At 45.0% G+C, this 26,506-nt stretch carries 20 protein-coding genes; 13 read left to right on the top strand and 7 right to left on the bottom strand.

The genetic code is table 11. The features are described 5' to 3' along the window. Nucleotides 1-81: 81 nt before the first annotated feature. The 6 genes from JJ941_RS01585 to mtnA all read left to right on the top strand — a co-directional run bounded on the left by JJ941_RS01585 (nt 82) and on the right by mtnA (nt 8,319). Nucleotides 82-2,490, top strand: a complete 2,409-nt coding sequence (locus JJ941_RS01585; protein WP_290961512.1) for an HDIG domain-containing metalloprotein — start codon at nt 82-84, stop codon at nt 2,488-2,490. A gap of 2 nt (nt 2,491-2,492) precedes the next feature. Continuing rightward, complete coding sequence (gene xerD, locus JJ941_RS01580) at nt 2,493-3,404, top strand: site-specific tyrosine recombinase XerD (RefSeq protein ID WP_255132529.1); 912 nt, start codon at nt 2,493-2,495, stop codon at nt 3,402-3,404. Between the two features lie 136 nt (nt 3,405-3,540). Then, nucleotides 3,541-4,656, top strand: coding sequence for a hypothetical protein (locus tag JJ941_RS01575; RefSeq protein ID WP_290961508.1), 1,116 nt, complete (start codon nt 3,541-3,543; stop codon nt 4,654-4,656). Between the two features lie 349 nt (nt 4,657-5,005). Further along, nucleotides 5,006-6,703, top strand: coding sequence for a gamma-glutamyltransferase (gene ggt, locus JJ941_RS01570; RefSeq protein ID WP_290961505.1), 1,698 nt, complete (start codon nt 5,006-5,008; stop codon nt 6,701-6,703). A gap of 126 nt (nt 6,704-6,829) precedes the next feature. Continuing rightward, nucleotides 6,830-7,201, top strand: a complete 372-nt coding sequence (locus JJ941_RS01565) for a GxxExxY protein (RefSeq protein WP_290961502.1) — start codon at nt 6,830-6,832, stop codon at nt 7,199-7,201. A gap of 71 nt (nt 7,202-7,272) precedes the next feature. Next, nucleotides 7,273-8,319, top strand: coding sequence for an S-methyl-5-thioribose-1-phosphate isomerase (gene mtnA / locus JJ941_RS01560; RefSeq protein WP_290961499.1), 1,047 nt, complete (start codon nt 7,273-7,275; stop codon nt 8,317-8,319). Between the two features lie 23 nt (nt 8,320-8,342). On the opposite strand, the gene JJ941_RS01555 is transcribed toward mtnA, so the two are convergent. Both JJ941_RS01555 and ytxJ read right to left on the bottom strand, forming a co-directional pair. Further along, entirely contained in the window at nt 8,343-8,570 is a 228-nt protein-coding gene (locus tag JJ941_RS01555; RefSeq protein ID WP_290961496.1) for a hypothetical protein, read from the bottom strand. A gap of 65 nt (nt 8,571-8,635) precedes the next feature. Further along, nucleotides 8,636-9,028 carry a bacillithiol system redox-active protein YtxJ gene (gene ytxJ, locus JJ941_RS01550; RefSeq protein WP_290961493.1) on the bottom strand — a complete coding sequence of 131 codons (393 nt, stop codon included), beginning with the start codon at nt 9,026-9,028 and terminating at the stop codon, nt 8,636-8,638. Nucleotides 9,029-9,194: 166 nt separating this feature from the next. Here ytxJ and JJ941_RS01545 point away from each other — a divergent pair, with 166 nt between their 5' ends. The 7 genes from JJ941_RS01545 (at nt 9,195) to JJ941_RS01515 (ending at nt 20,041) form a co-directional block, all read left to right on the top strand. Continuing rightward, the gene (locus JJ941_RS01545; protein ID WP_290961490.1) at nt 9,195-9,899 is read left to right on the top strand and encodes a metal-dependent hydrolase; all 705 of its coding nucleotides are present in this window, start codon (nt 9,195-9,197) and stop codon (nt 9,897-9,899) included. Between the two features lie 181 nt (nt 9,900-10,080). Further along, nucleotides 10,081-10,401 (top strand): hypothetical protein, encoded by a 321-nt coding sequence (locus tag JJ941_RS01540; protein ID WP_255132544.1) that lies wholly within the window; start codon nt 10,081-10,083, stop codon nt 10,399-10,401. Between the two features lie 48 nt (nt 10,402-10,449). Further along, nucleotides 10,450-11,625 carry a hypothetical protein gene (locus JJ941_RS01535; RefSeq protein ID WP_290961487.1) on the top strand — a complete coding sequence of 392 codons (1,176 nt, stop codon included), beginning with the start codon at nt 10,450-10,452 and terminating at the stop codon, nt 11,623-11,625. A gap of 231 nt (nt 11,626-11,856) precedes the next feature. After that, nucleotides 11,857-12,912 (top strand): efflux RND transporter periplasmic adaptor subunit, encoded by a 1,056-nt coding sequence (locus JJ941_RS01530; RefSeq protein WP_290961486.1) that lies wholly within the window; start codon nt 11,857-11,859, stop codon nt 12,910-12,912. A 12-nt stretch (nt 12,913-12,924) separates the two neighbouring features. Continuing rightward, the gene (locus JJ941_RS01525; protein ID WP_290961482.1) at nt 12,925-16,215 is read left to right on the top strand and encodes an efflux RND transporter permease subunit; all 3,291 of its coding nucleotides are present in this window, start codon (nt 12,925-12,927) and stop codon (nt 16,213-16,215) included. Nucleotides 16,216-16,224: 9 nt separating this feature from the next. Further along, nucleotides 16,225-19,248, top strand: a complete 3,024-nt coding sequence (locus JJ941_RS01520) for an efflux RND transporter permease subunit (protein WP_290961479.1) — start codon at nt 16,225-16,227, stop codon at nt 19,246-19,248. Between the two features lie 64 nt (nt 19,249-19,312). After that, on the top strand, nt 19,313-20,041 hold the full coding sequence (locus tag JJ941_RS01515; protein WP_290961476.1) for an acyl-ACP thioesterase domain-containing protein: 729 nt from the start codon (nt 19,313-19,315) through the stop codon (nt 20,039-20,041). Between the two features lie 238 nt (nt 20,042-20,279). On the opposite strand, the gene JJ941_RS01510 is transcribed toward JJ941_RS01515, so the two are convergent. The 5 genes from JJ941_RS01510 to JJ941_RS01490 all read right to left on the bottom strand — a co-directional run bounded on the left by JJ941_RS01510 (nt 20,280) and on the right by JJ941_RS01490 (nt 26,473). Further along, nucleotides 20,280-21,101, bottom strand: coding sequence for an aldo/keto reductase (locus JJ941_RS01510; protein WP_255132554.1), 822 nt, complete (start codon nt 21,099-21,101; stop codon nt 20,280-20,282). Nucleotides 21,102-21,179: 78 nt separating this feature from the next. After that, nucleotides 21,180-24,002: a lamin tail domain-containing protein gene (locus JJ941_RS01505; protein ID WP_290961473.1), complete on the bottom strand. Its 2,823-nt coding sequence runs from the start codon at nt 24,000-24,002 to the stop codon at nt 21,180-21,182. 88 nt (nt 24,003-24,090) lie between these two features. Beyond that, the gene (locus tag JJ941_RS01500; RefSeq protein WP_290961471.1) at nt 24,091-25,392 is read right to left on the bottom strand and encodes a dicarboxylate/amino acid:cation symporter; all 1,302 of its coding nucleotides are present in this window, start codon (nt 25,390-25,392) and stop codon (nt 24,091-24,093) included. Beyond that, nucleotides 25,389-26,216 carry a DUF92 domain-containing protein gene (locus JJ941_RS01495; protein WP_290961468.1) on the bottom strand — a complete coding sequence of 276 codons (828 nt, stop codon included), beginning with the start codon at nt 26,214-26,216 and terminating at the stop codon, nt 25,389-25,391. The genes JJ941_RS01500 and JJ941_RS01495 overlap by 4 nt, the downstream gene beginning before the upstream one ends. 8 nt (nt 26,217-26,224) lie before the next feature. After that, entirely contained in the window at nt 26,225-26,473 is a 249-nt protein-coding gene (locus tag JJ941_RS01490) for a DUF3098 domain-containing protein (protein WP_255132562.1), read from the bottom strand. Between the last annotated feature and the right edge of the window lie 33 nt (nt 26,474-26,506).

The following is a 26,506-nucleotide window of genomic DNA, read 5'->3' as shown; positions in this document are numbered from 1 at the left end:
ACAGTAAACTGCAAAAAGATTTGTAAATTAACTGTCGCTTGGTATACTTCTAACTAAGTAAATTCTCATATAATCATCTTAATGAGCTTTCTTGAAAAAATCGGATTAGGCCAAAAGAAAAAAGAGCTTACCCCTCTTATTGGCGAGAAAAAGAAAAAAGAGCAGGAAAAGTACTCGCTGAAACGCAATCCATACATACGGATAGCGATTTTGCTGTTTTTTATTGCCATCACAGCTTTTTCTCTGCCGCAGAACCCCGTTAATTCTGGCTTAAATTACACCCCCGGCCAGCCATGGAGAAATCCTGATTTAACCGCCCCTTTTACCTTCGCACTTAATAAAACGGCTGAAGAACTGGAGCAGGAACGGCAGGAAATTCGCAATAAAACAGCACCTATCTTCCGGATTGATACCAGTGTGCCCATTACTATTCAGGCTCGTATCGATTCTATTTACCGGGATATTCAGCCCGTGCTGGAAGCCTATGCCGACTGGCAAATTGCAGAGAAGAATGATATGCCTTCGGCGTATGATGACAGCGTGCGCTTTGCCCGGGAGCTGAGCATCACCGATGTTGAGCTTACCGAACCCTCCTGGCAGGTGCTTTTTAACAGTTATGAACAGGTGCAAAGTCAAAACCTGCCTTCCAATCAGTTTGTGGGGGTATCAGTAAAGCAGCAGCTCGAGCAATTGATAGACCAGCTGATGAACCAGGGGATTATTAACAGGAATAAGGGCAACCTGGACACCGACAAAATCACTGTACGAAATACTCTTGAAAGCACCGAACAATCTATAGATCTGGCGAGAGTCCGGGACCTCCGGGAAGCCAACGAGTTTATGCAATTTCAGCTAAACCGTACTTTTGATGAACAGAGAATGCGGCTTGCCATGGAGCTGTATAACAAAGTGATCATACCAAATTACAAGTATAGCGAAGAAGACACCCAGGCCCGGCTGGAAGAAGCTCTTGCCACCATTTCTGAAACAAAAGGAGCCATTGCGCAAGGGCAGGTAATCATCCGTCGTGGTGACCTGGTAACTCCCGAACGAGCGAATATACTTAGAAGCCTTGCCGAAGCCCGTTCTGAAAATGCCACGAATATTGAAAAATGGGTGCGATTTGCAGGTCAGTTGGTCATCATTGTTGCCATCACCTTTGTTTTCTTTATGTATATCTATTTATACCGAAGAAACATCACTTCCGACAACGCTCTATTTCTGCTGGTTTTTCTTACTATGGGTCTTGTTTCATTTGGCGCCGGCCTGGTCAACTATCTCGATATAGCTGACCCTTACATCATCCCCATTGCAATTGCCCCTATTGTATTGACTATCATTTTTGATTCACGCGTGGGATTGGTCTCCTCTATCACCCTCGCCAGCTTACTGGGATTGGTAAACGGGAACAGCTTTGAGTTTGTGGTAGCTACTTTTGCTGCCTGTAGCCTGGGTGTATTTTCTGTTCGGGATATCAAAGATCGTTCCCAGTTTTTCTTCACAACCCCCGGCATTGTATTCATAACATATATATTGGTGGTTGGCTCTTTTAATATTGCCACGCTGAGCGGCTGGGAGATGTTTGCCTCCGACCTGATGTACATTGCCATTAGCTCAGTGTTCATCTTATTTACCTACCCTATAATTCTTCTTTTTGAAACCATTTTCGGCGTAACCACCGACTTCACCCTAATTGAGCTTGGGGATACCAACCAACCGGTTCTTAAAGAACTGATGAACAAAGCCCCGGGCACTTTCCATCACAGCCTGCAGGTTGCCAACCTTTCTGAGGCAGCTGCATCGGCTATTGGAGCTAACTCCCTCTTATGCCGGGTCGGAGCCCTCTATCATGATATCGGAAAAATGGTGAAACCCGAATATTTCGTCGAAAACCAAACCAAAGGGGCTAACGAACACGACAAACTGAAACCCCAGATGAGCGCTATGGTCATTAAGGCGCACGTTAGCGAAGGGGTAAAAATGGCCGAAGACGAAGATCTACCGGAAATTATTATCGACTTTATCAGAACTCACCACGGCACCTCTGTTATCCGCTATTTCTTTGAGAAGGCGAAAGAAGACGATGATATGAAGAGTATGCTTCAGGAAGACCAATTCCGGTACGAAGGGCCTCTTCCTTCCACAAAAGAGACCGGTATTCTTTTACTTGCTGATGGCATTGAAGCCGCTTCCAGAGCTATGAAGAATCCAACTTACAGTAAGCTTGAAAACCTGGTGAACCGAATGGTAGATGACCGGGTAGCTGAAGGTCAGCTTAGTCATTGTCCATTAACTTTCCGACACCTCCAGGTGATCAAGGAAACCTTCCTGAATATTTTGGTTGGCGTGTATCACAGCCGTGTAGAATATCCGGAGGACAAGGAGCGGGATAAAGAAGAGAAAGCCAAAGAAAAAGCAGCCGAAGCTGAAAGAGCCGGATCTGAAAACGGTTCAGAACAAACCGAAGAACAAGAAGAAACCGGCGAATAAACGTGGCCTTCAAGCAGGAACTGGATTTATATCTGCAGTTTGTGAAGCTTGAAAAAGGCCTGACCGAAAACTCCGTAGTCTCCTACAAAAACGACCTTGAGCGATATTTTCGATACCTCACTTCTGAGAAAAAAATCAATGACCTTGCCGGCGTAACCCTTTCTCATATAGAAGACTTTCTCAATTTTTTGGTGGATGAAGAATTACTATCAGCCAGCTCCCTGGCCCGGAATATTTCCAGCATTCGCGGGTTTCATGAATTTGCTGTGGTAGAAGGCATCACGAAAGCCAATCCGGCTGAACTGGTGGAGTTACCCAAAAAAGCATCCAAGCTTCCCGAAGTATTAGACCGGGATGAAATTGACGCCATCCTAGAAACGCCTGATTTGACCACCCCGGCCGGCATTCGCGACAAAGCCATCCTTGAAACTTTATACGGAACCGGAATGAGGGTGAGCGAACTAACCGGACTCGAGCAAGATCGCCTGATCTTCGAAATAGGGTTTATTCGTGTGATTGGAAAAGGAAACAAGGAGCGGCTTGTTCCGGTGGGAGAAATTGCCCAGGATGCCATATCGCACTACACCGAGCATGTGCGCCCACAGTTCTTTAATCCGGAGAAGGCTCACAAAGCCAAGAATAAAGTATTTCTCAGTATGCGGGGAAGCGCACTATCGCGCATGAGTATTTGGAATATTGTGCAAAAAGCAGCGGAGAAAGCCGAAATCAAGAAAAACGTGTATCCGCATATTTTCCGCCATTCCTTTGCCACTCACCTTCTGGAGGGTGGTGCTGATCTAAGGGCCGTGCAGGAAATGCTGGGACACTCCTCTATCCTGACTACTGAAATCTATACCCACATAGACCGATCATTTCTACACCAGGTTCACAAGGAATTTCACCCGCGCGCTTGATGGTTTTTACTTGTTAACAGAAAGAGAAACGAAGCACAACAGCTTTTTTTTGATTTAGGTAATAAATTCCGGTCTGATTATATTTTTATTAGTTCTGATTATCTGACTCACCCTTAATTAATCAAGTGAGTTGTATATGGTACATTCAAGGAGCTTTATAGTATTTCTTTGCGGTCTGTTCTTCTTTACAAGCTGCAAAAAAGATCCGGCAGGTCCCGGTACTGTAAAAGAATTTGGGCTGGAATCTCCTTTCTATACTTTCCCGCCTTCTCACAGTTTCTATTACGGCACCCTTCTATGGCCGGAAGATGGAACAGCTTTCTGGTATGGTGGCCATGGCTTGTATGGAATTTCAGTTCCGGATGGTAATGCAACAAATACAGATAATCAGCCCGGTTATTATGCTGCTTATGAACCTGATTCTGAAACAATTTATTACCTCCCGACATCCTGCCTGTCAGGTTGCTCTGCTCCTGTTTACAAGGTCAATATTGACGGAGGGACCCCGGAAAGAATCCCCGATCTTGAAATACAGGTTTCGGGCGGTAGCCCTGTTATTCCTGTATCATCAAATCAGTTTTTATTTGTGAAATTAGACCCACTATCTTCCGTTCTTTCTACCTATCTGTATGATCAAGCCTCCGGAGACAGTACCCGGCTAGCTGAGGGCATTCCCGAAACATTATCCCCCAACCGTTCAGAAGTGTTGGTTTACCAGCTGGATGAAACGGTGCATACCGAAGAAGAGGATATCTACCAGCTTGCTTTTGTCTCTTTGGATGGAATGATTAATGACACCTGGCAACTTTACAGCAACCCTTCTACCCACCTGCCACTCTATCCTCCCCTTTGGGATTTAAACGGAATCCGGATCCTCTACATGAAACGGGATTTTGACAATAACGCCCGGGTTTCGCTTTGGCTTAACCACTATCCCGACTCCAAGGAAGAAAAGCTTTGGGAAACTTCAGGCGGACCCGAAAAAACCATTGAAGGGCCTTTTCGCTGGTCGGATGACAACACCCGGCTTGCCTTTTGGGAACGTACGTGTCTTGAAGCGACCCTTTATAGCTGCGACGGTGGTTATCAGTGGACGCTCTGGGTGTATGATACTATGAAGGGGGAAGCGACAAAACAGGTTGTAGATAATTCCGATGAGACAAACATTGCCCGCGATCAGAGGTTCTCTTCGGATGGATCTCAGCTGCTTTTTCTCTATGATCGATCGTTGTACCTTAAAGATGTAAATTAAAGTACCTCCAATCGGCAGTTACGGCATACTCGATCCGAACTTCTCGTTCGGAATACCAGACAGAAGCTCCTGCTTCCAAATATCGAAGGGCTGAACCTCTTCGCTTGCAAACTGGAAAAATTACGTGTCAGCATTACCTGTGAGATGCATAGACAGGTATTTCGGTTGACAAACAAATCGTTAACTATAAAGTGTCCTTATTTCAGTCGGTAACGATTGACCCGTTCATCAAACTCAGATCCTGAAATACGATATCCCAATCTCCTTAATAAATTTACATTCTTTTCGTTCCGCATTAAGCCTTAGTTCTGTTATTTTAACACGGAAATTTTAAAACAAGACCTGATACATGACTTACATCGTACGCTTGCTCCTCCTTCTGCTCACTGTTGTTTTCACCTCTCATGCGTTATCGGCCCAGATTCTCAATTCCAAGACCTACGAGAACGGACTTGTGGTTACCGCTGATAAATACGCCTCAGAAATAGGAAAAGAGATTCTAATGAAAGGCGGAAATGCAGTTGATGCTGCTGTGGCTGTTCAGTTTGCGCTGGCGGTTACTTTACCGAGGGCCGGGAATATCGGAGGCGGCGGGTTTATGGTTGTTCACCTGGCAAATGGCGAAACAGCTGCTCTGGATTTTCGGGAAAAAGCGCCCCAAAAAGCTACGCGGGATATGTATATCCGGAATGGGGAATTTAAATCAGATTTAAGCTGGGAAGGAATTTTAGCCGTGGGCGTTCCCGGTACCGTTGATGGAATGATCAAAGCCCTGGAAAGATATGGGCGCATGCCGCTGGATGTAGTTATTCAACCGGCTATTAAACTTGCCCGCGATGGATATTCGCTTTCCTATTCGCAAGCTGAGGATCTCAATAATCACAAGGATACCTTTCTGAAATATCAGGCATCGAGCAACTATTTCACCACCGGTGATACAACTTTCTTTAAAGAAGGCGATGTATTTGTACAGACAGACTTAGCAGAAACCCTGGAACGAATCTCACGATTTGGCCGTGAAGGGTTTTATTCGGGACCGGTTGCCGATGCCATCGTAAATGAAATGGAGCGATATCGCGGACTTATCACCTATCGTGACCTGCGGAATTATGAAAGTAAATGGCGTGAGCCGATTGTAGCCGAATACCTTGGGTATAAATTGCATATCATGCCTCCTCCCAGCAGCGGTAGCGTGGCGATAGCCCAAATTCTGGAAATGATTGATAATTATCCGCTGGCCGAAATGGGCCATAATTCCGCCGATTATGTGCATGTACTGGCCGAAGCCATGCGCCGGGCCTTTGCTGATCGTTCTTATTACCTCGGTGACCCGGATTTCGTGGATATCCCCATCGAAGAGATGACAAGTGAAAGTTATAGTGACCGCCGTATGGACAGTTTCTCAATGGATTCTGCGACTGCTTCAACTTCACTATCACACGGACAAATTCAGGGATATACAGAATCCATGGAAACCACTCATTTTTCCATAATAGATAACGATGGGAATGCGGTTGCCGTAACTACCACACTTAATGGTTCATTCGGAAGTCATGTTTCGGTAACCAACGGCGGTTTTTTACTTAACAATGAAATGGATGACTTCTCCGCTCAGCCCGGTGAACCGAATGCCTATGGACTTATAGGAGCTGAAGCCAATGCTATTGAACCCGGCAAGAGAATGCTCAGCAGCATGACTCCCACCATTGTAACCAAAGACGGCAAAGTGGACATGGTACTCGGAGCCGCCGGAGGCCCGAGAATTATTACAGCCACCCTGCAGAGTTTCCTGAACCGTGCTGTATTTGGGATGAGGGCTCAGCAGGCAACTTCAGCAGCTCGCTTCCATCACCAATGGATGCCAGATGTATTGATGCCCGGACAGTTTGGGTTGAGTCCCGACACAAAAAGACTACTGGAAGCCAAAGGGCACAAGATATTTGAAATACCCAATGTGGGTCGTGCTCATAACATTTTTGTTGAACAAAACGGTGACCTAAGCGCCGGCGTTGATCCCCGCGGAGACGGCTGGGCTTCCGGTTACTGATTTTTTATGATGGAACGCTGATAAAACAGATTGGGCAGAATTTCACGGATTTAAGTTAAATACCTGAAATTTATTAGATATTGGTGGTTTTTATATATTTAGAAGTATTAATCACGGAATGCCTTTATGCTTCATGAAAAATTAACTGAAAAAATCATTGAGTCTTTCTACCTGGTTTACAACAAGCTGGGTTATGGGTTTTTGGAAAGTGTATATGAGAATGCTCTGTTGATTGAGTTAAAAAGACAAGGGTTGAATGTAGTAAATCAAGTGCCTATTGAAGTACAATATAGGAATCAAAAAGTTGGTACTTTCTTTGCAGATGTTTTAGTAGAAGAGAAGGTTATTTTAGAACTGAAAGCATCCAGAAAACTAATGCAAGAACATGAATTTCAGTTAATCAATTACCTGAGAGCAACTAATATTGAAGTCGGACTTCTTTTTAATTTTGGAAAGAAACCCGAGTTCAAACGAAAAATATTTTCAAACAAATCTTAAGTACATTTTTAACCGCGAAGATCAGCTCAATCGAGTTCATCCGCGTTCCATTTAAAAAGCCAAGATAAGTAATGCAACAAAACTACCAATCAATTACCTGGCAAGACGATCATTTAGTAATTTTGGACCAAACTCAGCTGCCGCTGCGTGAAATATATTCTGATGTGAATACCATCGGGCAGGTTTGGGATGCCATCAAAAAGCTGAAAGTGCGCGGAGCACCCGCTATCGGAATTGCCGGAGCTTATGGGTTATATCTTGGCGTCAGAGATTTGGAATCGAAGAACTTTACCAGCTTCAATGTAGAACTGAATCGCTGGATTGAATACCTGAAGTCGTCCCGGCCAACAGCGGTTAACCTGAGCTGGGCTCTGGAGCGGATCAATCAAACCGTGTATGCTAATAAAGACAAAGACCTTGAAGAGATTAAGGAAATCATCCTCAAGACGGCCAAGACCATTCACGATGAGGACAAACGCGTATGCAAAAAAATTGGGGAGAACGGTGCTGAATTGGTTGAAAAAGGCTGGAATATCCTCACCCATTGCAACACAGGAGGATTAGCGACAGGAGCCTATGGAACTGCTTTATCGGTAATTTTACACGCCGATGATGACGACAAAGACATCCATGTTTGGGTGGACGAAACGCGTCCGCTCTTACAGGGGGCACGGCTTACGGCCTGGGAACTTAAACAGGCAGAGATACCCTTCCATATGATTACAGATTCCATGGCCGGCTCATTAATGAAACAAGGCAAAGTGGATATGGTGGTTGTAGGGGCCGACCGGGTGACAGCCAATGGAGATACCGCAAACAAAATCGGGACATACTCCCTTGCTGTATTAGCCAAAGAAAATGAAATCCCTTTTTATGTAGCCCTTCCCCTCTCAACCTTTGACCTTGAAACCGAAACCGGTGATGAAATAGAAATTGAAGAACGGGAACCCGAAGAAGTAACACATTTAGCTAAGACTCCCATCACCCCGAAGAAAACAGATGCCTACAACCCGGCTTTTGATGTAACGCCTAACAAGTATATTACCGGATTTATTACAGATAAGGGAATAGTAGAACCGGACTTTAAGAAGAACATCAAAAAGCTGTTTGAGAAGTAAGAGGTTAGTCTAAAAGTTCGGTCTTAAACAGTTTCTTTTGTTTCGGAATCAGAATTTGCAGCCGGTTTCTCTTCCGGCGGGATGTCAAGGTCCTCATCCCGGTGAATATTAATAGTGATGCCCACTGAGCTTCCTATCAATACGCCTATACCAATCGGCAGGGCTAATCCAATCTCCATCAGGAAGCTGGCTCCGTAGCCGATGCATCCACCGATAGCCACCGCAGTAATCCACGTTAAAAAACTTTTCATTTTTCTTGTCCTTCCAAAACCTAAAACTGTCATTTACGGGCACTTTTTTGGCCCTGAATAACTCTCTAAAGTATGTTTTCCAGAACCTCTGCCTGGATTTGATTGTGAGAGCCACTCCATATCACTTCCCCGTCTTTGATCACAAATAACTGGGGAGATTCATGCCTGATTTCCAATTCCTCTGCAATATGCATAGATGTAGGCCGTCGACTAATTACATCCACCATATGGAAATCGGCCTTTAGTTGATCTTCAGCAGAAATGGACTCTACGTTTTTCAGGGCAAAATAGCTGGTGGCACATCGCGAACTGTGCTTATAAATCACCTGGGGCTTTTCATTGGAGGTATGCATAACGTCCGCCACGTCTTCCTCAGAAGTCAACTCTTTCCAGTTAAACTTATTCTGCGGCTGGCTTTCCGTTCCAAATAAATTGCCAATTGAATCTAAAATGCCCATTTGTCCTTTTTTAATTCTCCTAAATATACAAGTATTTATGCTTTGAAATAACCGGGTGCACACCGCTTAATCATCAATTTGATAAAGACCGAATCATTTTTGCATGGTTTTCATTTAGTTAAGTAGTTTACGATAACAGATTTAACCTAATTAAATTAAGGAGATCATGAATACACAAGTTAAAGCACACTGGCTGGGGCATTCAGCCTTTAAGCTGGAGAGCCAAAGTGGAAAGATTATTTATATCGATCCGTTTCTGAAAGACAACCCCTCCACCCCGGATGAACTTAAAGAAGTAGAAGAAGCCGATTATATTTTACTGACCCACGGGCATGAAGATCATGTGGGCGATACCGTGGAAATTGCCAAAAATACCGGAGCCAAAGTTGTGGGCATTCTGGAACTGATGGGAATCTTACAGGAAGAAGGGTTGCCGGAAGAACAAGCCATTGGTTTTAATAAAGGCGGAACTGTTCATTTTGAAGACTTTTCCGTAACGCTGGTCTCTGCCAACCACAGCTCTTCCTATAAAGGAAAGTATGCCGGCGATCCAGGCGGACTCGTGCTTTCATTTGAAGATGACATCTGCATTTACCATATGGGCGATACCAACATTTTTGCTGATCTTGAGTTCTATGGAGAGCTTTACCGGCCGCATGTGGTACTGGCACCCATTGGGGATCATTTCACTATGGGGCCTGAAGAAGCCGCTTATGCTGTAGAACTGATCGGGGCTAAGATGGCCGTGCCTATGCACTACAATACGTGGCCTCCTATTGAAGCAGACCCTGAGGAATTCAAAGAAATACTGGAAGACATCACCGACACGGAAGTGGTTGTGCCTGAAAAAGGCGCTAATTTCCTGGGGTGATATTCTGAATTTCCCCTCCCTGAGCTACAAATCTGAAAGATGGTTTGTGGCTTTTTTTATGTTTTTTCTGGATCTGATTCGGGCTACTACTACGAAAGAAATTATTCACTCAATAACTCAACAAATTAGTACCTTATGCCTAAAGTTGAATTTTTATCGCTAAACAAATGGGTACAGCACTATGAAATACACAACCGTTCACCTTGGGGATAACAAAATTGAGCTCTTTAATACACTGCTTGGCAAAGAAACGGTAAAGGTAAATGGTGAGGTGGTCTCATCCACCTATTCTATGCTGGGGGCAGAGCATACGTTCACGGTCAGGGAAGATGGCAGAGATGTAGAATGCACCATCCAGTTTGGGTTTGGTATGAATGGAGTGGTATTTGATCTTTATAAAGAAGGTACGCCGATCATCGAATCTGAACAGAAAGGATGCATGGGCATGTTTATCGTATTCATTATTGTATTCAGCATAATCTTTGTGTTATCTCAGATTTGAGTATTAAAAACAGTCATCCACTAAATATTAAAGTCATTACCTGGTCTGATGAAATTTCTTTCCGCTATCACCCTAATTCTCCTCTCAGTTTGTTTGAATGTAAATGCCCAAGTGGCCGTGACAGCAGTTCCTTTTCTTGAGATCAGGCCGGATGCCCAAACCAACATGAATGCCGGAGCATTGGTAGCTCTCCCTTCCAATTATAATGTGGCCTTTTATTACAACCCTGCTCAGCTCGGAAACTTTGGAGCCTCAAAAAATTTCTCTTATCAATTTCACCCAAATGGCAATAACTGGTTGCCTGACCTCTATGATAACCCCAGACTTTACAACTCTTCTCTGGCTGCAGGATATAAGTTTAATGATGTTCCTCTTAGTATTGGTGTTGGAGTAATGAATACCCGGTTTGAACTGGGAGAAATCCAATATTCTGATCTGAATAACCCAATGCCTGACAGTACCTACAATCCCGTTGAAAATTATCAGCTTTACTCGGTTGGACTCAGATATGATTTCGGGATCTGGGTGAGTATTGGCTATTCATTCAAAAAGATTGACTCTGATCTGGGATTATATCAGGCAAAAGTTGAAGCCAACGATTTCGGAATTCAGATCGGTTACCCCTTTTCTATCAATAGTTTCAAAGCAGAAGCATCGATTGGGTATGCCTTGCAAAATGATGGAGCCTTCATCCAGTATGATGCCTCCGTAAGACCTGACCCCTTGCCACGAAAATCCATTTTTGGTTACGGACTTTCACTCGCTTATGAGGATATGATAGCCGGCAATAGTATGGAGTTGGTAAAAATTGACTGGGCTGTTGATGCCAAAGACCTCCGAATTGCTGTGCATGGAAATTCGGTCAGCTATAACAAAAAACCGGGCATCATTCCCATGCTGGACAATGTATTGCTTTCCAAGAGTGATGACGATATAGAAATAAGTCAGGGTTTCAGACTACATATTCTTGAAGGTTTTACAGCCGGACTTGGGCGATACTATGGACCCGGTTACAGGAAATCAGTGAATACATCCGGTGTTTCTTTGAGTGCCAAACCGATTCTTAAACTATTATTCAGCAAAAACGAGCACCCCGTAATCAGGTCCGTAGCAAATCATTTGGATTTCAGTTATAGCTGGTCAACTTACAGTGTCAACGAAACCAATCATCCACTTACCGGCTCGTCCTTCCATCAGTTTTCCATATCCGTATATGGGTTTTAACCTCTTAACAAAGCTCCGCTTCACTACTTAATCCTGAGACCCGGCCTCATTGAATAAGCTCCAACCTCGTGGTACAAATTATACAAGCCGTACAGCCCGAAGAATAGCACTCGGATTGGTCAGATTGTATAGAACAAGCCAATAGAAACTTCAGCCTTCCCGAAACAAAGATTTCATCCGGGCGTAAGCCAACACCGTTGCAAATAATCAAAACGGTTTTAATACACTCAGATGAAAACATTACGCTACTCCCTCCCGCTATTGGTCATGATTACAGCTTTGATATTCACCAGTGCTTGTAACAATGGAAACGAAGAAAATCAAAATGGTGAAGACGAAGATCTGATTATTCCGGTGGAAGTCAGTAACGTGAGCCGGGGAGATATCTCTGCTTACTATGCCAACACCGCCACTCTTGAAGCCGAACAAGAAGCTACAGTGGTAGCTAAAGTTCGCGGAATTGTTCGGGAAATTTATGTTGAGGAAGGCGATGAGGTTAAAGCCGGACAGGTGATCGCGAAAATTGAAGACGACCAGTACCGTATTGAAGCAGCCCGGGCCAAAGCAACTTTAGACCGACTGAAAAACGACTTTGACCGTAACAAAGAACTTTATGAAAAGAACCTGATTGCTGCCGAAGCCTACCAAAATGCTCAATACGAGTATGAGTCTCAAAAAGCAGCCTATGAGCTTGCTCAACTGAATCTTGAGCATACATCTATTAAATCTCCGATTGGCGGAGTGATTTCTGAGCGATTTGTGAAAGTTGGAAATATGATCGGCACAGATCAGCAGGTGTATCGGGTTACCGATTTTAGTCCATTGCAGGCAATATTGCACATCCCGGAGCATGAGATGGCAAAAATCAGAAATGACCAGCGCGCGGAACTCAAAGTGGATGCTTTACCCAATCAAACCTTCGCCGGCCATGTAGAACGCATCAGCCCGGTTGTGGACTCCCAAACCGGAACGTTTAAAGTGACTGTGTATGTGGATGAAACCAAAGGTATGCTTCGCCCCGGTATGTTCGGGCGTGTGAAAATTGTGTACGACACCCGTGAAAACACCCGCATGATTCCTAAATCAGCCGTTATGTCGGAAGATCTCGCCCAAAGTGTATATGTGATCAAAGACTCACTGGCCTTCAAAAAAGCTATTAAAACCGGTTACACCAACGGGGTGAATGTTGAAGTGATCGAAGGACTGGAAGAAGGCGAAATGGTAGTCACCATTGGGCAAGGAAGTCTTCAGGACAGCACCAAAGTAAACGTTATCTCCAATCTGTAAACAGGCTCTCCTATGAAAATCATTGACCTTTCTATACGCCGGAAAGTTACCATTGCCATGTTTACAGTCGGGATTCTGCTGTTCGGAATGGTTTCCCTCTCCCGGCTTAATGTAAACCTGCTCCCTGAACTCAGCTATCCAACCCTCACCATCCGAACCGAATTTGAAGGTGCAGCTCCTGTTGAAGTTGAAAACCTGATTACCAAGCCCGTTGAAGAAGCGGTTGGAGTTGTGAAAGGCGTACAGCAAGTACGTTCCATTTCCCGTGCGGGTCAGTCTGATGTAGTGCTGGAATTTGCCTGGGGAACCGATATGAACATTGCGAACCTGGACGTTATGGCCAAACTGGATGCCGTTCAGCTTCCTTTAGACGCCGATAAACCGGTTACCTTACGCTTTGATCCCACGCTCGATCCCATCATGCGGTATGCCCTCTATTACAACGAAGGCGGGACTGATAATCCTTCCGGGGATGGTGTAAATGTGGATTACGCAGGCTATCAGGACCTGGAAAGCCCGGACGCAATTTCCCGATTGAAAGGCCTGCGTGTATTAGCGGATGAACAGCTCAAAAAGAATTTAGAATCCGCCCTTGGGGTTGCTTCGGTAAAAATCAGTGGTGGACTTGAAGAAGAGATACAGGTAAACATTGATCAGCAGCGACTCGCTTATTTGAACATCCCTATTGAAAGCGTAACACAGATTTTAAGTGCTGAAAACGTAAATCTTTCCGGGGGTCGGCTTGAGGAAGGAACCCAGCAGTATCTGGTGCGGACGCTGAATGAATTTAAGTCGGTAGAACAAATTCGAAATGTGGTTGTTGCCCGAAATCAGGACAATACCATTTACCTGAAAGATGTAGCCGATGTAACCCAGGCGTATAAAGAACGTGAGGCCATCACCCGCCTGAATGGTGCTGAAGCCGTGGAAATTGCCATTTACAAAGAAGGGGATGCCAACACCGTAGCTGTGGCTGAGGCCGTCAACGCCCGAATGGGGAATATCCGTGATGCCCTTCCTTCTAACATGAAATTGGAAAAAGTGTATGATCAGTCTGTGTTTATAGCTTCTGCAGTGAATGAAGTGAAGAATGCCGGAATCATTGGTGGTATTCTGGCAGTACTTGTGCTGTATTTATTCCTCCGGAATTTCTGGACCACCGTCATTATTTCTGTTTCTATTCCGGTATCCATTATAGCCACATTCAACCTGATGTACGGCAACGATATTTCACTAAACATTATGTCTTTGGGTGGTATTGCTCTTGGTATCGGGATGCTGGTGGATAACTCCATCGTAGTGCTGGAGAACATAGCCCGGCACCGGGAAATGGGGAAAGGAATTGTAGAATCGGCCCGTGAAGGTGCCGGAGAAGTTGGAATGGCCGTAATCGCCTCCACCCTCACCACCATCGCTGTATTCTTTCCGTTGGTATTTGTTCAAGGAATTGCCGGACAGCTTTTTCGTGATCAGGCACTGACGGTGACCTTCTCCTTATTGGCTTCACTGATTGTAGCCATCACGCTGATTCCTATGCTCTCTTCTATTGGAGGAAAGAAAACCGAATCTCAGCCCCTGAATTTAAAAGAGCCTAAAACCAAGGCCGGTCGCGGACTACGATCCGTACGTATGTTTTTGTTTTACACCATCCCTACTGCTTTAACAAAAGGAATTAAATTCATTTTCCGCTGGATTAGCAAAATTACAAAAGCTCTGTTTTCACCCTTTGTATGGGTTTTTGATCAATCCTATCAGGCTACGGAAAAAGTGTATGCCGGCTTACTTCGCTGGTCTCTGAATCATAAATTTGTTGTCCTCACGGTTGCTTTGTTGTCTTTTGTGGGGTCACTCGCATTGGTTCCCCAAATCGGCATTGAGCTCATACCTCAGCTATCGCAGGGTGAGTTTGCCGTGGAATTCAAGTTGCCTCCCGGAACTCCAATTGAAGAAACCGATAAAGCCCTGCGCTCGGTTCAGAACAAATCCAGGAACCTGGATAATGTAAGAACCACCTTTGCCGTAGCAGGAACTGGAAACCAAATGGATGCCAATCCAGAACAAGGCGGCGAAAACTGGGGAGAGCTCAGCGTAACGCTTGCATCCGGTTCTTCCACTACAGAAGAAGAAGCAGCGATGGATCAGATGCGATCTTCCCTTCAACAAATTCCGGGTTTGCAGTACAAATTCTCCCGCCCTTCCCTGTTCTCTTTCAAAACACCTATTGAGATTGAAATTTCAGGTTTTGACCTGGACAAACTCAAACTAGCCGGTGATGCCGTGGCCCGTAAACTTTCTTCAAACGACCGGTTTGCTGATGTGAAAAGTACCATGGAAACCGGAAGCCCTGAAATCCAGATTTTATTTGATCGCGACCGGGCTGCCGCCCTCGGTTTACAGGTACATGAAGTAGCCGACCGTATTGTAAGTAACGTTCGTGGAGATGTGGCTACCCGCTATTCCTGGAGAGATCGTAAAATTGATGTGCTGGTTCGAGCCCGTGAGGCCGATCGTGCATCCATCGATGAAATTCAGCGTTTGATTGTAAACCCGGACAGCGACCGTCCTATTCCTCTCAGCGCGATAGCTAAAGTGCAGATTGCTAACGGACCGGGTGAAATCCGCCGTGTGGCACAGCAACGTGTCGCTATTGTCTCAGCTAACCTGAATTATGGTGATTTGGGCGAAGCAGCCGAAGAAGTAGAACAAGCTCTGGCTGAAACCACTTTACCGGCCGGAATTCTTGCCCAAATTGGCGGACAAAATGAGGAAATGGCGGACTCTTTTCAGTCCCTCATCTTCGCTCTTTCTCTCGCTATTTTCCTTGTGTACCTGGTGATGGCCTCTCAATTTGAGTCGCTGCTGCATCCATTCATCATCCTCTTTACCATTCCGCTGGCTTTAGTTGGAGCCATTCTTGGGCTATACATCACCGGCACAACTATCAGTGTGGTTGTATTTATAGGATTGATACTTCTGGCCGGTATTGTAGTTAATAACGCAATCGTGCTTATCGACCTGATTAACCAGATGCGCATGAAAGGCGTTGAGAAACTGGAGGCTATCAAAGAAGGGGGAAAATCCCGCTTACGCCCGATTTTGATGACCACCTTGACTACTACTCTCGGTTTGCTCCCTCTTGCAATTGGTTTTGGCGATGGTGCCGAACTGCGTGCCCCGATGGGTATCACCGTAATTGGCGGACTGTTGTTTTCAACCTTGCTCACCCTCGTGGTTATTCCTGTGATGTACGACATCCTTGACCGCAAGAGCTATACCCCTCAACCCGAAACCGAAACGGCTTAATAAACTGCCATGCATATTACCGATTTATCCATACGTCGCCCGGTAACCACACTCATGGTTTTTGTCAGCCTGTTGGTTGTAGGGTTAATTGCCACTCGGCTGGTACCGCTCGAGTTTATGCCGAACATCACTTTTCCCGGGGCTTTTGTGCAGCTTCCATACCCCAATTCTACACCTACCGAGGTAAATGAAAATATAGCCCGGCCTATTGAAGAAGTGCTGGCTACCATCAGCGGGGTAGAACGTATTAACTCCAATTCGGGAGAGGATAATGCCGGGGTAATCGTCATTTTTAAGCAGGGAAATGAAATTGATCTCAAAGCCATCGAGATTAAGGAAAAGATCGAAAGCATCCGAAATCAGCTACCTGATGATTTTGAATACTATACCATCAATAAATTCCAGGATGGAGATGCCCCTACCCTTCAGCTGCGTATTTCCAGTAACCGGGATCTGTCAGATGCTTATGAGTTGTTGAACCGCAACCTGAAGCAGCGCATCGAACGCATTCCCGGAGTTGGACAGGTTACCCTGTATGGCGTAGAGAAAAAGGAAATACGTATTGAACTTGACCCGGACCGGCTCACCCAGTACAATATTAACTTGAACAGGCTGAGCAGTACCCTAAGACAAGCGAATTTTTCAATTTCAGCAGGTAAAATTACTGATTCCGGTCTGCGATACATGGTTCGTCCGGTTGGCAACCTGAATGGCGTTGAGGATATCGAAAATCTCATTGTGGCCGATAATAACATCCGCGTAAAGGATATTGCCACCGTTAAATATACTTCCCCCGAACGAAATTATGCCCGTCACCTCGATCGCAAATACGCAATCGGGTTGGATATCACCAAGGAATCTACCGCCAATACCGTTCAGGTAGTTGATGAAGTTTTAGCCGAAATTGACAAGGTAAATGAGCTTCCTGAAATGCAGGGCATAGAGATTTATGAGATGTTTAACCAGGCCGACGGAATCCTGAGTTCGCTTCGGGAGCTTTTTAATTCCGGAATGATCGGTGCACTGCTCTCGGTAATTGTACTGTATATTTTCCTTCGACAAATGAGCACCACCCTCATCGTTGCCACAGCCGTCCCCTTTTCACTCATTGTAACGCTTGGCTTTTTCTACTTCCTCGACATTTCGCTGAATATCCTTTCCATGATGGGACTGATGCTCGCTATTGGTATGCTTGTGGACAACGCCGTAGTAGTAACCGAGAACATACACCGGTATCAACGCAAAGGAAATGACGCTCGTAAATCAGCTATTCTAGGAGCCAAAGAAGTTTCCATAGCCGTTACGGCTGGTACGCTGACCTCCATCATCGTTTTCCTGCCAAACGTAGTGAATGAGAGCTTTATCTCACAGCATATGTATTACATAGGTATGGCGATTATCATTGCTCTGCTGGCTTCGCTGGTTATTTCGCTTACAGTGATACCCCTGCTCGCCTCCAAGATTCATCCGCCTGAAAAATCAAAGAAAAAAACAGTTATTGATAAACTTTCCATAAAATACTCCGCCTTGCTTGGATGGTTATTGGAACGTCGTAAAATCTCAGTGCTTTTTATTGTTTTGCTGTTTTTGAGTGGCGGCGTCCCTATTGCATTTATGAACGTGGATATGTTTCCAAGGATTGAAGAACGGCAGCTACGCCTTCAATATAATCTGAATGCCAGTTATACCCTGGATCGAGTAAAAGAATCGGTAGATCGGATTGAAGAATACCTTTACGAAAACCAGGATAAATTCGAAATAGAGTCTGTTTACACCTACTACCAGCCCGAATACGCCCAATCTACAATCAACCTTATTGACGAGGACGATGCCAAAAAGGCGGTGACGCAGATTAAGGAAGAAATCCAAAAAGACCTGCCCAAAATTGCACTCGGTCAGCCGGCTTTTGAGTTTATCAGCCGTAACAGTGCCGAACAGGTTCGGGTTTTTGTACAGGGCGAATCGATGGACGTACTTGAAGAGTTGGCCGAACAGGTGGAATGGCGACTTGGTCAAATTGAAGGCTTTGCCGATGTTCGTTCTGAAGCGGAGACCGGAAGTGATGAAATCCGCCTCACCGTAAATCATGACCGCGCCCGTAATTTCGGGCTTACCTCATCGGCGGTTGCCAGCATGGTATCCGGAGCTATGCGCGGACAAACCATACAGCGTATTCGCGGTGAAGACAGTGAAATCGATGTGGTCCTTGCCTTTCAGGATGTAAACCGGCAAACCATCGATGATCTTAAAAACCTGCCGATTTCTATTAATGACGATCAATCAGTGAAGCTTGCCACCCTTGCCGACTTTGAAGAGCGACCCGGCGCCGGACGCATTTTCCGTGAAAACCGCCGCACTTCCCTGGGGATTTCCATCAACCTCGATGATATTACATCGGATGAAGCGCGCGGAAAAATATCGCAGGTGATGGATCAAATTATATATCCCGCCGGCTACGGATGGAGCTACGGACGAAGCTTTGGAAATGATATGGATGCGATGAACACCATGCTTTTTAATATCTCCATAGCTTTTTTCCTGATTTATCTGATCATGGCCTCCCTGTTTGAATCGCTTATTTATCCCACCAGCGTGCTCTCCTGCATTTTTTACGGTATGATCGGAATCTTTTGGTTCTTCTTTATCACAGGAACCACTTTTGACCTGATGGCCTTCATCGGAATTCTTATCCTGATGGGAATTGTAGTGAATAACGGGATCGTGCTGATTGATCATATTAACCATCTGCGCAGTGAGGGTTTATCGCGAAGGGAAGCCGTTATACAAGGCGGACGAGACCGCATGCGCCCTATCCTGATGACGGCAGCTACCACTGTGCTTGGTTTGGTTCCCCTTTGTTTCGGAACCACACAGATTGGCGGCGACGGCCCTCCCTACTTCCCGATGGCACGTGCCATTGTAGGCGGACTTACCTTTTCTACAGTAGTAACCCTCTTGGTACTGCCCTCCATTTATGTGATCCTGGATGACATCAAGATCTGGAGCAACCGAATATTGCATGCGGCTAAGTAATCATCGACACATAAATCCTTTTTTTCATTTATGTTTGGGGTGATTCGGAACTTCACCTTCATCCATGACTGATAACATCACCAAGCATAGCGAAACCTTTACCATCCGGGCCAGTGAAGTTGGCTCCGGGGGGCAAATTACCCTTCCGGCCCTTTGCTCTCTCTTTCAGGAAGTAGCCGGGAATCACGCCCACAAACTCAATTTTGATATCACTCAGCTTCAGGAGAAAGACCTCACCTGGGTGCTTCATCGTATGGACATCAAGATTGAGCGTTATCCAAACTGGAGGGAAAAAATCACTATCGAAACCTGGCCGGCCGCCGGCGATGCTTTACGAGCCTATCGGGATTACCGCATTTTGGATGAAGAAGGCACCCAAATCGGGGCTTGCCTCAGCTATTGGATGATGATCAATTTAAAGACCCGTAAGCCTACCCGCATGCCGCAAGACGTTCTGGACCTTCGGTTATCAGAATTGGAACATGTGATGCCGGTAAAATCCGATCGCTTGAATTCCTTTGAGGATGCGGATGTAACTAAAAAGTTTGTAGTCCGAAATTCAGACCTGGATATGAACGAGCACGTAAACAATGCCCGCTTTGTGGAGTGGCTGATGGAGACTTACGATGATGACAAAGCCTACCTGATCAAAAACATGGATATCATGTTCATGCGGGAAAGCCGCTCTGGTGATATGATCACTTCCGAACGAAAAAACGAAGAGCATCAAAACTACCGCCATCAGCTTACAAACCAGGATGGGGATGTACTGGCCTTAGCTGCCTGCAGCTGATTAAACTCCTTACCTATACTACCAATAACCCTTCCAGAGTTATGGCAATAAGCCTAACAAAAGCACGAGGGTTTAACTCTGGAAGGGTTATGAAATATATATGGGTAGTAAAAGCTTTTTTTCTTGCCCGAATCTACCTTTCGATGCCTGAACTAACCCTTCCAGGGTTTTGGCAATCGGTCTGACTCAAACAAATTTGGCTTAACCCTGGAAGGGTTGAATAGTTGCTTATCAGCTACTATTTATCCCATTCAGGGGCAAAGTCGGGATCGATTAACCGGGTATCTTTCTGGATATCATCGATGGCATAGAAGTCGTCGTCTTCCAGCACAAAATCAAACACATCGATGTTCTCTTTCAGGTGTTCTTCCGATGAAGCCTTCGGGATTGCAACCACCTGCTCTTGTTCTATCAACCAGCGCAGGGCAATTTGTGCCGGTGATTTTCCGTATTTTTCACCAAGCTTTTGAAGCAATGGATTCTCCATCACTTTTGCCTGTGCAAGCGGGGAATATGCGGTAAAAAGGATATCCTGCTCGGCGGTATAGTCCAGTAAATCAAACTGGCTCAGGAAGGGATGGTATTCAACCTGATTGCAAAAGATGGGGGCACCAAGCTCTTCATTCACTTCCTTCAATAACTTCAGCGGAAAGTTGGCAACGCCAATGTTCAGCGCTTTACCCTGGTCGCGCAGTGACAGAAAAGCCTCCATCGTTTTTTCGATGTTTACTTCCGGGTTGGGCCAGTGCACCAGCAACAAATCCACATAAGGAGTGTCCAATTCCCGAAGTGAGTTTTCTGCAATCTTTAAAACGTCGTCTTTCTCAAGATGGGTATGCCAAACTTTGGTGGTAAGAAATATCTCTTCCCGATCAACATGTGATCTCTTGATGGCCTCCCCGACTTCTCTTTCGTTTTTATAGCTTTGGGCAGTGTCGATGTGGCGATAGCCAAGATTCAGTGCCAGCTTTATTGTGTTTTCGCCTTCTCTGCCAATTAATCGGTGTGTTCCTAACCCTACTTCGGGCACTTCCACCCCTTGAATTGTTTTAAACTGCATGATAGGTAAAGAGTACTTGTCCTTTTTTGATTTATGGTTACTTATTTGGAATAACTGTTATCACACGAAATCTGTTCACTATTTTACTAATGTCATTTTTCGGGTCATAACACTCTTTCCAACTTCCAGCTGATAGATGTACATCCCGCTGGGTTTGTCTGTGGCATCCCATTCAAACTGATGCTCTCCGGCCGACATGGTTCCTTCTGCAATCACCGCAACCGGCTGGCCTACAATATTAAAAATAGAGAGACGAACTTCTTCTGATTCCGGCAGATAAAATGAAATAATAGTGGCCGGGTTAAATGGGTTGGGGAAATTTTGGTGAAGCTCTACTTCCCGCGGCAAAGTATCGTCTTCCTCATCACCTTCTGCAATTTGCCCGGGAGGTTGTATGTGAATCACAAAGCGGTCTTTTTTCGCATAATCTGATAACGAAGCTTCCCGGTTCCGATTGGCTTCCTCAGCTAACACCGAGTGGTCGAAAGTCATGCTGAAATCTTCTCTCAGAACATACTCTTTCTGTGCTGCTTTATCTTCCAGCTTAATTTCCCAATCAGCAGGAATAGCCTCCCACTCACTTATAGAAAGAGTCAACTTACCGGAACCGGAAGTACTGAATTGCAACGGCAATGAGAGCGCCTGTTCTATTTTCGAGGATAGTATAATCTCACTGAAATATTCCTCCCCGCCGGAAAATGCCATATCCAGAAAAGTGTGGTTGCCAAGGAACAACTCCGGGTACGAATTAAGGTCTTTTACGCTTTCCGTTGTGCCGTTATCTGCAAAGTGAACGGTCACCTTTTCGCTCTGAGCCTGTGAATTAAGCTTAAGGGATATCGTCGTTATTTCTCCATCCGTCAGTTCCTCTGTATCTGCAGCAGCTGCCGGCTGGCTGATTTCCTGCAGATCGAAATTTATTTCTATTTCAGGTTGGATATTTTCCAGTATGATCCAAAAGGGAGCCTGAGCCGGAATTTGATCTTCATCTTGCAGTGGTACAAAGTCCAAGTCTCCCGTAGCATTTTGCTTCACTCCGTAGATAAGTTGTTTTATGGCAATTTCGGGATATTTCTCTTCAGCCAGCTCAAGAATTCGTTGTACGCTGACGGGACTGTCCAAATTATTGTAAACCAGATTCAAACCTTCCGTTCCGTTTAAGGCTTCATTTTGGTCATGATCAGTAGCTGAAACACTAAATGAGAGTGTGCTTCTATTCTGCTTTTTTTGTGAAGTTTTCTTTTTCCACTCGGCTAATTTCTGTGCTTCTTCTCCCTCGAAGTGCCCAATCAGAATTCCAAAATCAGACATCGAAGCCGACTCTGAAGCTACTTCCACAAATTGTTGTTCGCTCTCATTCCAGCCTTTTAATCGTGCTTCCGGGAATACATCTCTAATTCCATCAGTCTGGGTGATTACTTTCAACCCCGGTTGTGCCATTTGCTGTACAGAAGCCTTCAGCCCAAGCAGATTACCATCATTAACTTGTGGATTGCTATTATTTATAACATTACCTGAAACCAAGTCATCCCTCCCTGAATTGCTTTCACTTTGCCTTTTCAGTTCTGAGTACTTGAACTCATGAATTTTCTCTCCGCTGAAATCTTTCAACACCAATTGTCCGCCTCTTCTATTGAGCAAAGGCCTATCAAGATTTGTGTAAATAGTAGTCTCTAATGAATCTACTTCAGCCGCTGAAGCTTTATGCTTAATACGAATGGTTTGCTGAGGAAATAAAACAGCATCTTCAGCAAATGTATATTTTTGGTCTTTAGAGGAAAGGCTCCAGCCATTTAATGAGACAACGCCATCTTCCATGTTCTGGAGTTCCACAAAATCAGCTCCTTCAGGGGTATTTGCAACCTGAGATATTAACACCTCCGGCTTTTCATTGTCCAGAATGATTTTGCTGTGCGTGAGGAAGTCTCCGTAATTTCCTTTTGTTAAATTCTGCAGGGTAAAAATACCGGTTTCTCTTCCTTCATAGTCACTGTCATCTGTAATCGGAACCCTTACTTCATATACACCATCCCCAATCAATCCGGTAAAATTGAGGGTTGTGGTTTCAAAGTCGGTGTAATCATCAGGAGATGTGATACTTCGAAGGGTGTCAAACTTAACATCAACGGAAAGCCTGGAGCCATCATGTTCATAAATAGCGACATTCAAAATAGCTACCGAATCTGATTCCTGAACAGTAGAAACACTTTGATCAAAAAGAACGACCGGCGGGGCGAGTAAATTAAAAGAGGTTCCAAAAATTGGGAAAGGCTTGCTTTCACTTCCACGCCAATGGCTTTCATTTCCCACATACTGGAGCAACAAATTCCGGGTTCCGCTGGCTCCGTTTCTGATGTAATACTGATAGTTCGAGGCATCACCCAGTGTCAGGTAGGTGTGATCGCTTTCTTGCAAACTTTCCGGGATGTCTGACCCCAGTGTTTCTTTCTCTAAGGTATTCCATACACCCCCTTTCCCCCAGCCTATAGCAAAAATAAACCGATATACTTCTTCTCTCTGATAGGCAAAAAGACGGTACGTTCCGCCTTCAAAACTCATCTCACCTTCAATATCCAGCCGGTCATCATTAAAGTCATTTAGGTGAATATTTGTGCCGGCCTGAATCGGGCTCTTGAATGTTACCTTAAGCTCATTCCCGGATAAAGTTTGAGCTTCCTTATCCCACTTCCCATTTGAGAAATACAGCACCGTACCTTCCTCAATATCGATAAGCGGTATAAAATCGATGGAATGAGTATCCGCATTTGCAGATACAATAACTACATCGCCCGGAAGCAATACAGACTGGGCTGTTGCCTTGAAACCCAAGGCGGCAACCAGCAAGAAGAGGGCGATATGTAGTGCTTTTAAATGTTTACCGGATAGTAACTTTTGAGCCATAGGCACACGTGTTACTCGTTAGTTTTGTTCCTTCAATTAACAGATTTTCAGGCATAAAGGCATATAAAATTTCCTGTTTTCTGAAATTCTAATCATCCAGATTAGGAGCCCCTAACCGCCCTTCTGAGGATGCCACTGCCACTGCCACCGCAGCATCTCCCGTGATATTGACTGTGGTTCGGCACATATCCAGAATGCGATCTACCCCAAGGATGAGCGCTATTCCCGCTGTGGGCACCTGAATGGCTTCCAGTACAATAACCAGCATCACAATACCGGCTCCGGGAACACCGGCAGCACCAATGGAAGCTGCCGTTGCCGTTAACACAATCATCAATTGCTGAGCAATGGTTAAATCCATCCCTAATGCCTGGGCAATAAATACGGCCGCTACTGCCTGGTATAAACTCGTTCCATCCATATTCACGGTTGCTCCGATGGGAAGCACAAAACTGGCAACTTCGTCTTCAACACCCAGGTTTTTTTCCACACGCTCCATGGTAACCGGAAGCGTAGCTGAACTGGAGCTGGTACTAAAACCGAGCAGCATAGCAGGTTGTATGGCCCTGAAAAAGGTCGAAAGCTTCATGTCGCTCATCACTTTGAACAGGCTGGCATAAACTATAAAAACGTGAAGAATAAGGGCTATGATTACCGTCAGGCAATACCACCCCAATGCGTATAATAATTCCATAGCCTGAGAGAGGTCATCCCCGGCGAGATCTATGATCAAGGAGGCCATCAACGCAAAAACCCCATAGGGAGCGGTAAGCATGATGAGCTCCACAATCCGAATAATTACATCATTAAAGGCATCGAATACATCCACCAGCGTCTGGGCTTTTTTACCTCCAATCTGGATAATCCCAATTCCAAGTAGAATAGCTACAAATACCACCTGCAACATACTTGAGTTATTGGATGCAGCAGCAAAGAAGTTTTCGGGTACGATATCTACAATAAAGTCGAGCGGACCGCGATTCTGCACCAGTTCTGCCGTGGCGCTTCGATCGTCAACTGACTCGCTGTAGCTTTCCTGCAGGGTGGCTGTTGTTTCGGCCGGGAGGGTTTTTCCGGGTTGAATCACATTCACCGCTACTAAACCTATAGTGATCGCAAAAACAGTTGTTACGGCATAAATCGACACTGTTTTGAAACCCATCCTCGACAGCTTGGTGGTATCATTTAAACTGGTAACCCCTACCACAAGTGATACCAGCACCAGTGGCATCGCGATCAGCTTCAGCATGGCTATGAAAATGGTGCCAAAGGGTTTGATGTAGTCAGAAGTAAATTCATTTAACCCGGTGACACTGGCCAGCAGCCCCCAAAGGAGACCTAAAATCAATCCAATTATAATTTGCCAGTGTAGTTTTTTATACCATTTCATACGCCAATGATTAAGATTAATATCAAACTGATTACTGAAGCCAGGCCTGCAGAAATCCAATTCACGAAATTGTTGCTAACATACATATTCTCCAAACCAATTAATGAAAGTCCGGGAAGGCTGTACGCCGCATTCTGAAACCGGGCGCCAATGTAAGAATCGATGAGGGAACCAAAAAATCCGGTGATCGCAATTATCAAAATGGTTGAAAGCATGGTGTTAATAGCAAAAAACCAGAACACAGCCGCTATAAAAGCTGCGCCGGTAAGTGCAGCAACGGTTCCATAAAAGCTAATGCCGCCGTCGGTTCCGGGCTGAACTTTTTCTCCGGTAGTAATAAGCCGGGTTTTACCCTTTAGCCGGTTTTCTCCAATTTCTGTAGCCCAGGTATCGGAAGCAGCGGTTGCAATGGATGTTACGGCGCCAATCAGAAAAGCATCTACATCGGTCAAGAACCAAATTAAAATCCAGAGGACAAACCAAAACCCGTTCGACCAAACCTGTTTACCATTACGCCGGAATTTCTTTTCCAGGAAACCTTCGCGGGATATTAAATCTTTGGAAAGCACCGATCCCGATATAAAGAAGGCCAGCACTACGGCAGCCCCGGCAAGTCCGCCTAAACCATAAGCAAATCCACCAAATATGGTTGCTGAAGAAGCACCGTCAATCGTTAACCAGTTCAAAATGAAAGCGGTGATGGATAACAAAGCGGCGAGAAAAAGCCCTAAAAGAATCTGGTTGTGTTGTTGAGAGTCACCAAACAGGATGAATACAAAAACCAGTGCTAACGAAAAGAAGATATTTACCCAGCGATCGAGCACGTTTATATTTAGCTGGATGCTGCTTCAGGTTCTTCATCCCGGTCGTGCTTCATAATAGCAAATATAACCAGGATATAGCCGGCCATAATCACAATCGGAGAGATAAAAAGAGAAATAAAGCCGTCCACTTCATTTTCAAGGTACATGGCCGTAAAACCCGCTACAATCAGGAAAATTGCTATCCCGATGAGTTTGTAGTTATATGCGGAAAAAAACATCGGTTGATGATCCGCCTGTTTACGTCCTCGTTTTGCCATGTTCTTTTAGTTAACTTAGTTGAAATTTATGAT

Origin of the sequence: Gracilimonas sp., assembly GCF_017641085.1 — a bacterium.
Taxonomy (GTDB): Bacteria; Bacteroidota; Rhodothermia; order Balneolales; family Balneolaceae; genus Gracilimonas.
Note: the sequence above shows the minus strand (reverse complement) of the source record. Positions and strands in the feature narration are given on the sequence as shown.

Coding starts and splice junctions, on each gene's coding strand:
- JJ941_RS01585 (WP_290961512.1), top strand. CDS start 82: ATGAGCTTTCTTGAAAAAATCGGATTAGGCCAAAAGAAAAAAGAGCTT.
- JJ941_RS01575 (WP_290961508.1), top strand. CDS start 3,541: ATGGTACATTCAAGGAGCTTTATAGTATTTCTTTGCGGTCTGTTCTTC.
- ggt (WP_290961505.1), top strand. CDS start 5,006: ATGACTTACATCGTACGCTTGCTCCTCCTTCTGCTCACTGTTGTTTTC.
- JJ941_RS01565 (WP_290961502.1), top strand. CDS start 6,830: ATGCTTCATGAAAAATTAACTGAAAAAATCATTGAGTCTTTCTACCTG.
- mtnA (WP_290961499.1), top strand. CDS start 7,273: ATGCAACAAAACTACCAATCAATTACCTGGCAAGACGATCATTTAGTA.
- JJ941_RS01555 (WP_290961496.1), bottom strand. CDS start 8,570: ATGAAAAGTTTTTTAACGTGGATTACTGCGGTGGCTATCGGTGGATGC.
- ytxJ (WP_290961493.1), bottom strand. CDS start 9,028: ATGGGCATTTTAGATTCAATTGGCAATTTATTTGGAACGGAAAGCCAG.
- JJ941_RS01545 (WP_290961490.1), top strand. CDS start 9,195: ATGAATACACAAGTTAAAGCACACTGGCTGGGGCATTCAGCCTTTAAG.
- JJ941_RS01540 (WP_255132544.1), top strand. CDS start 10,081: ATGAAATACACAACCGTTCACCTTGGGGATAACAAAATTGAGCTCTTT.
- JJ941_RS01535 (WP_290961487.1), top strand. CDS start 10,450: ATGAAATTTCTTTCCGCTATCACCCTAATTCTCCTCTCAGTTTGTTTG.
- JJ941_RS01530 (WP_290961486.1), top strand. CDS start 11,857: ATGAAAACATTACGCTACTCCCTCCCGCTATTGGTCATGATTACAGCT.
- JJ941_RS01525 (WP_290961482.1), top strand. CDS start 12,925: ATGAAAATCATTGACCTTTCTATACGCCGGAAAGTTACCATTGCCATG.
- JJ941_RS01520 (WP_290961479.1), top strand. CDS start 16,225: ATGCATATTACCGATTTATCCATACGTCGCCCGGTAACCACACTCATG.
- JJ941_RS01515 (WP_290961476.1), top strand. CDS start 19,313: ATGACTGATAACATCACCAAGCATAGCGAAACCTTTACCATCCGGGCC.
- JJ941_RS01510 (WP_255132554.1), bottom strand. CDS start 21,101: ATGCAGTTTAAAACAATTCAAGGGGTGGAAGTGCCCGAAGTAGGGTTA.
- JJ941_RS01505 (WP_290961473.1), bottom strand. CDS start 24,002: ATGGCTCAAAAGTTACTATCCGGTAAACATTTAAAAGCACTACATATC.
- JJ941_RS01500 (WP_290961471.1), bottom strand. CDS start 25,392: ATGAAATGGTATAAAAAACTACACTGGCAAATTATAATTGGATTGATT.
- JJ941_RS01490 (WP_255132562.1), bottom strand. CDS start 26,473: ATGGCAAAACGAGGACGTAAACAGGCGGATCATCAACCGATGTTTTTT.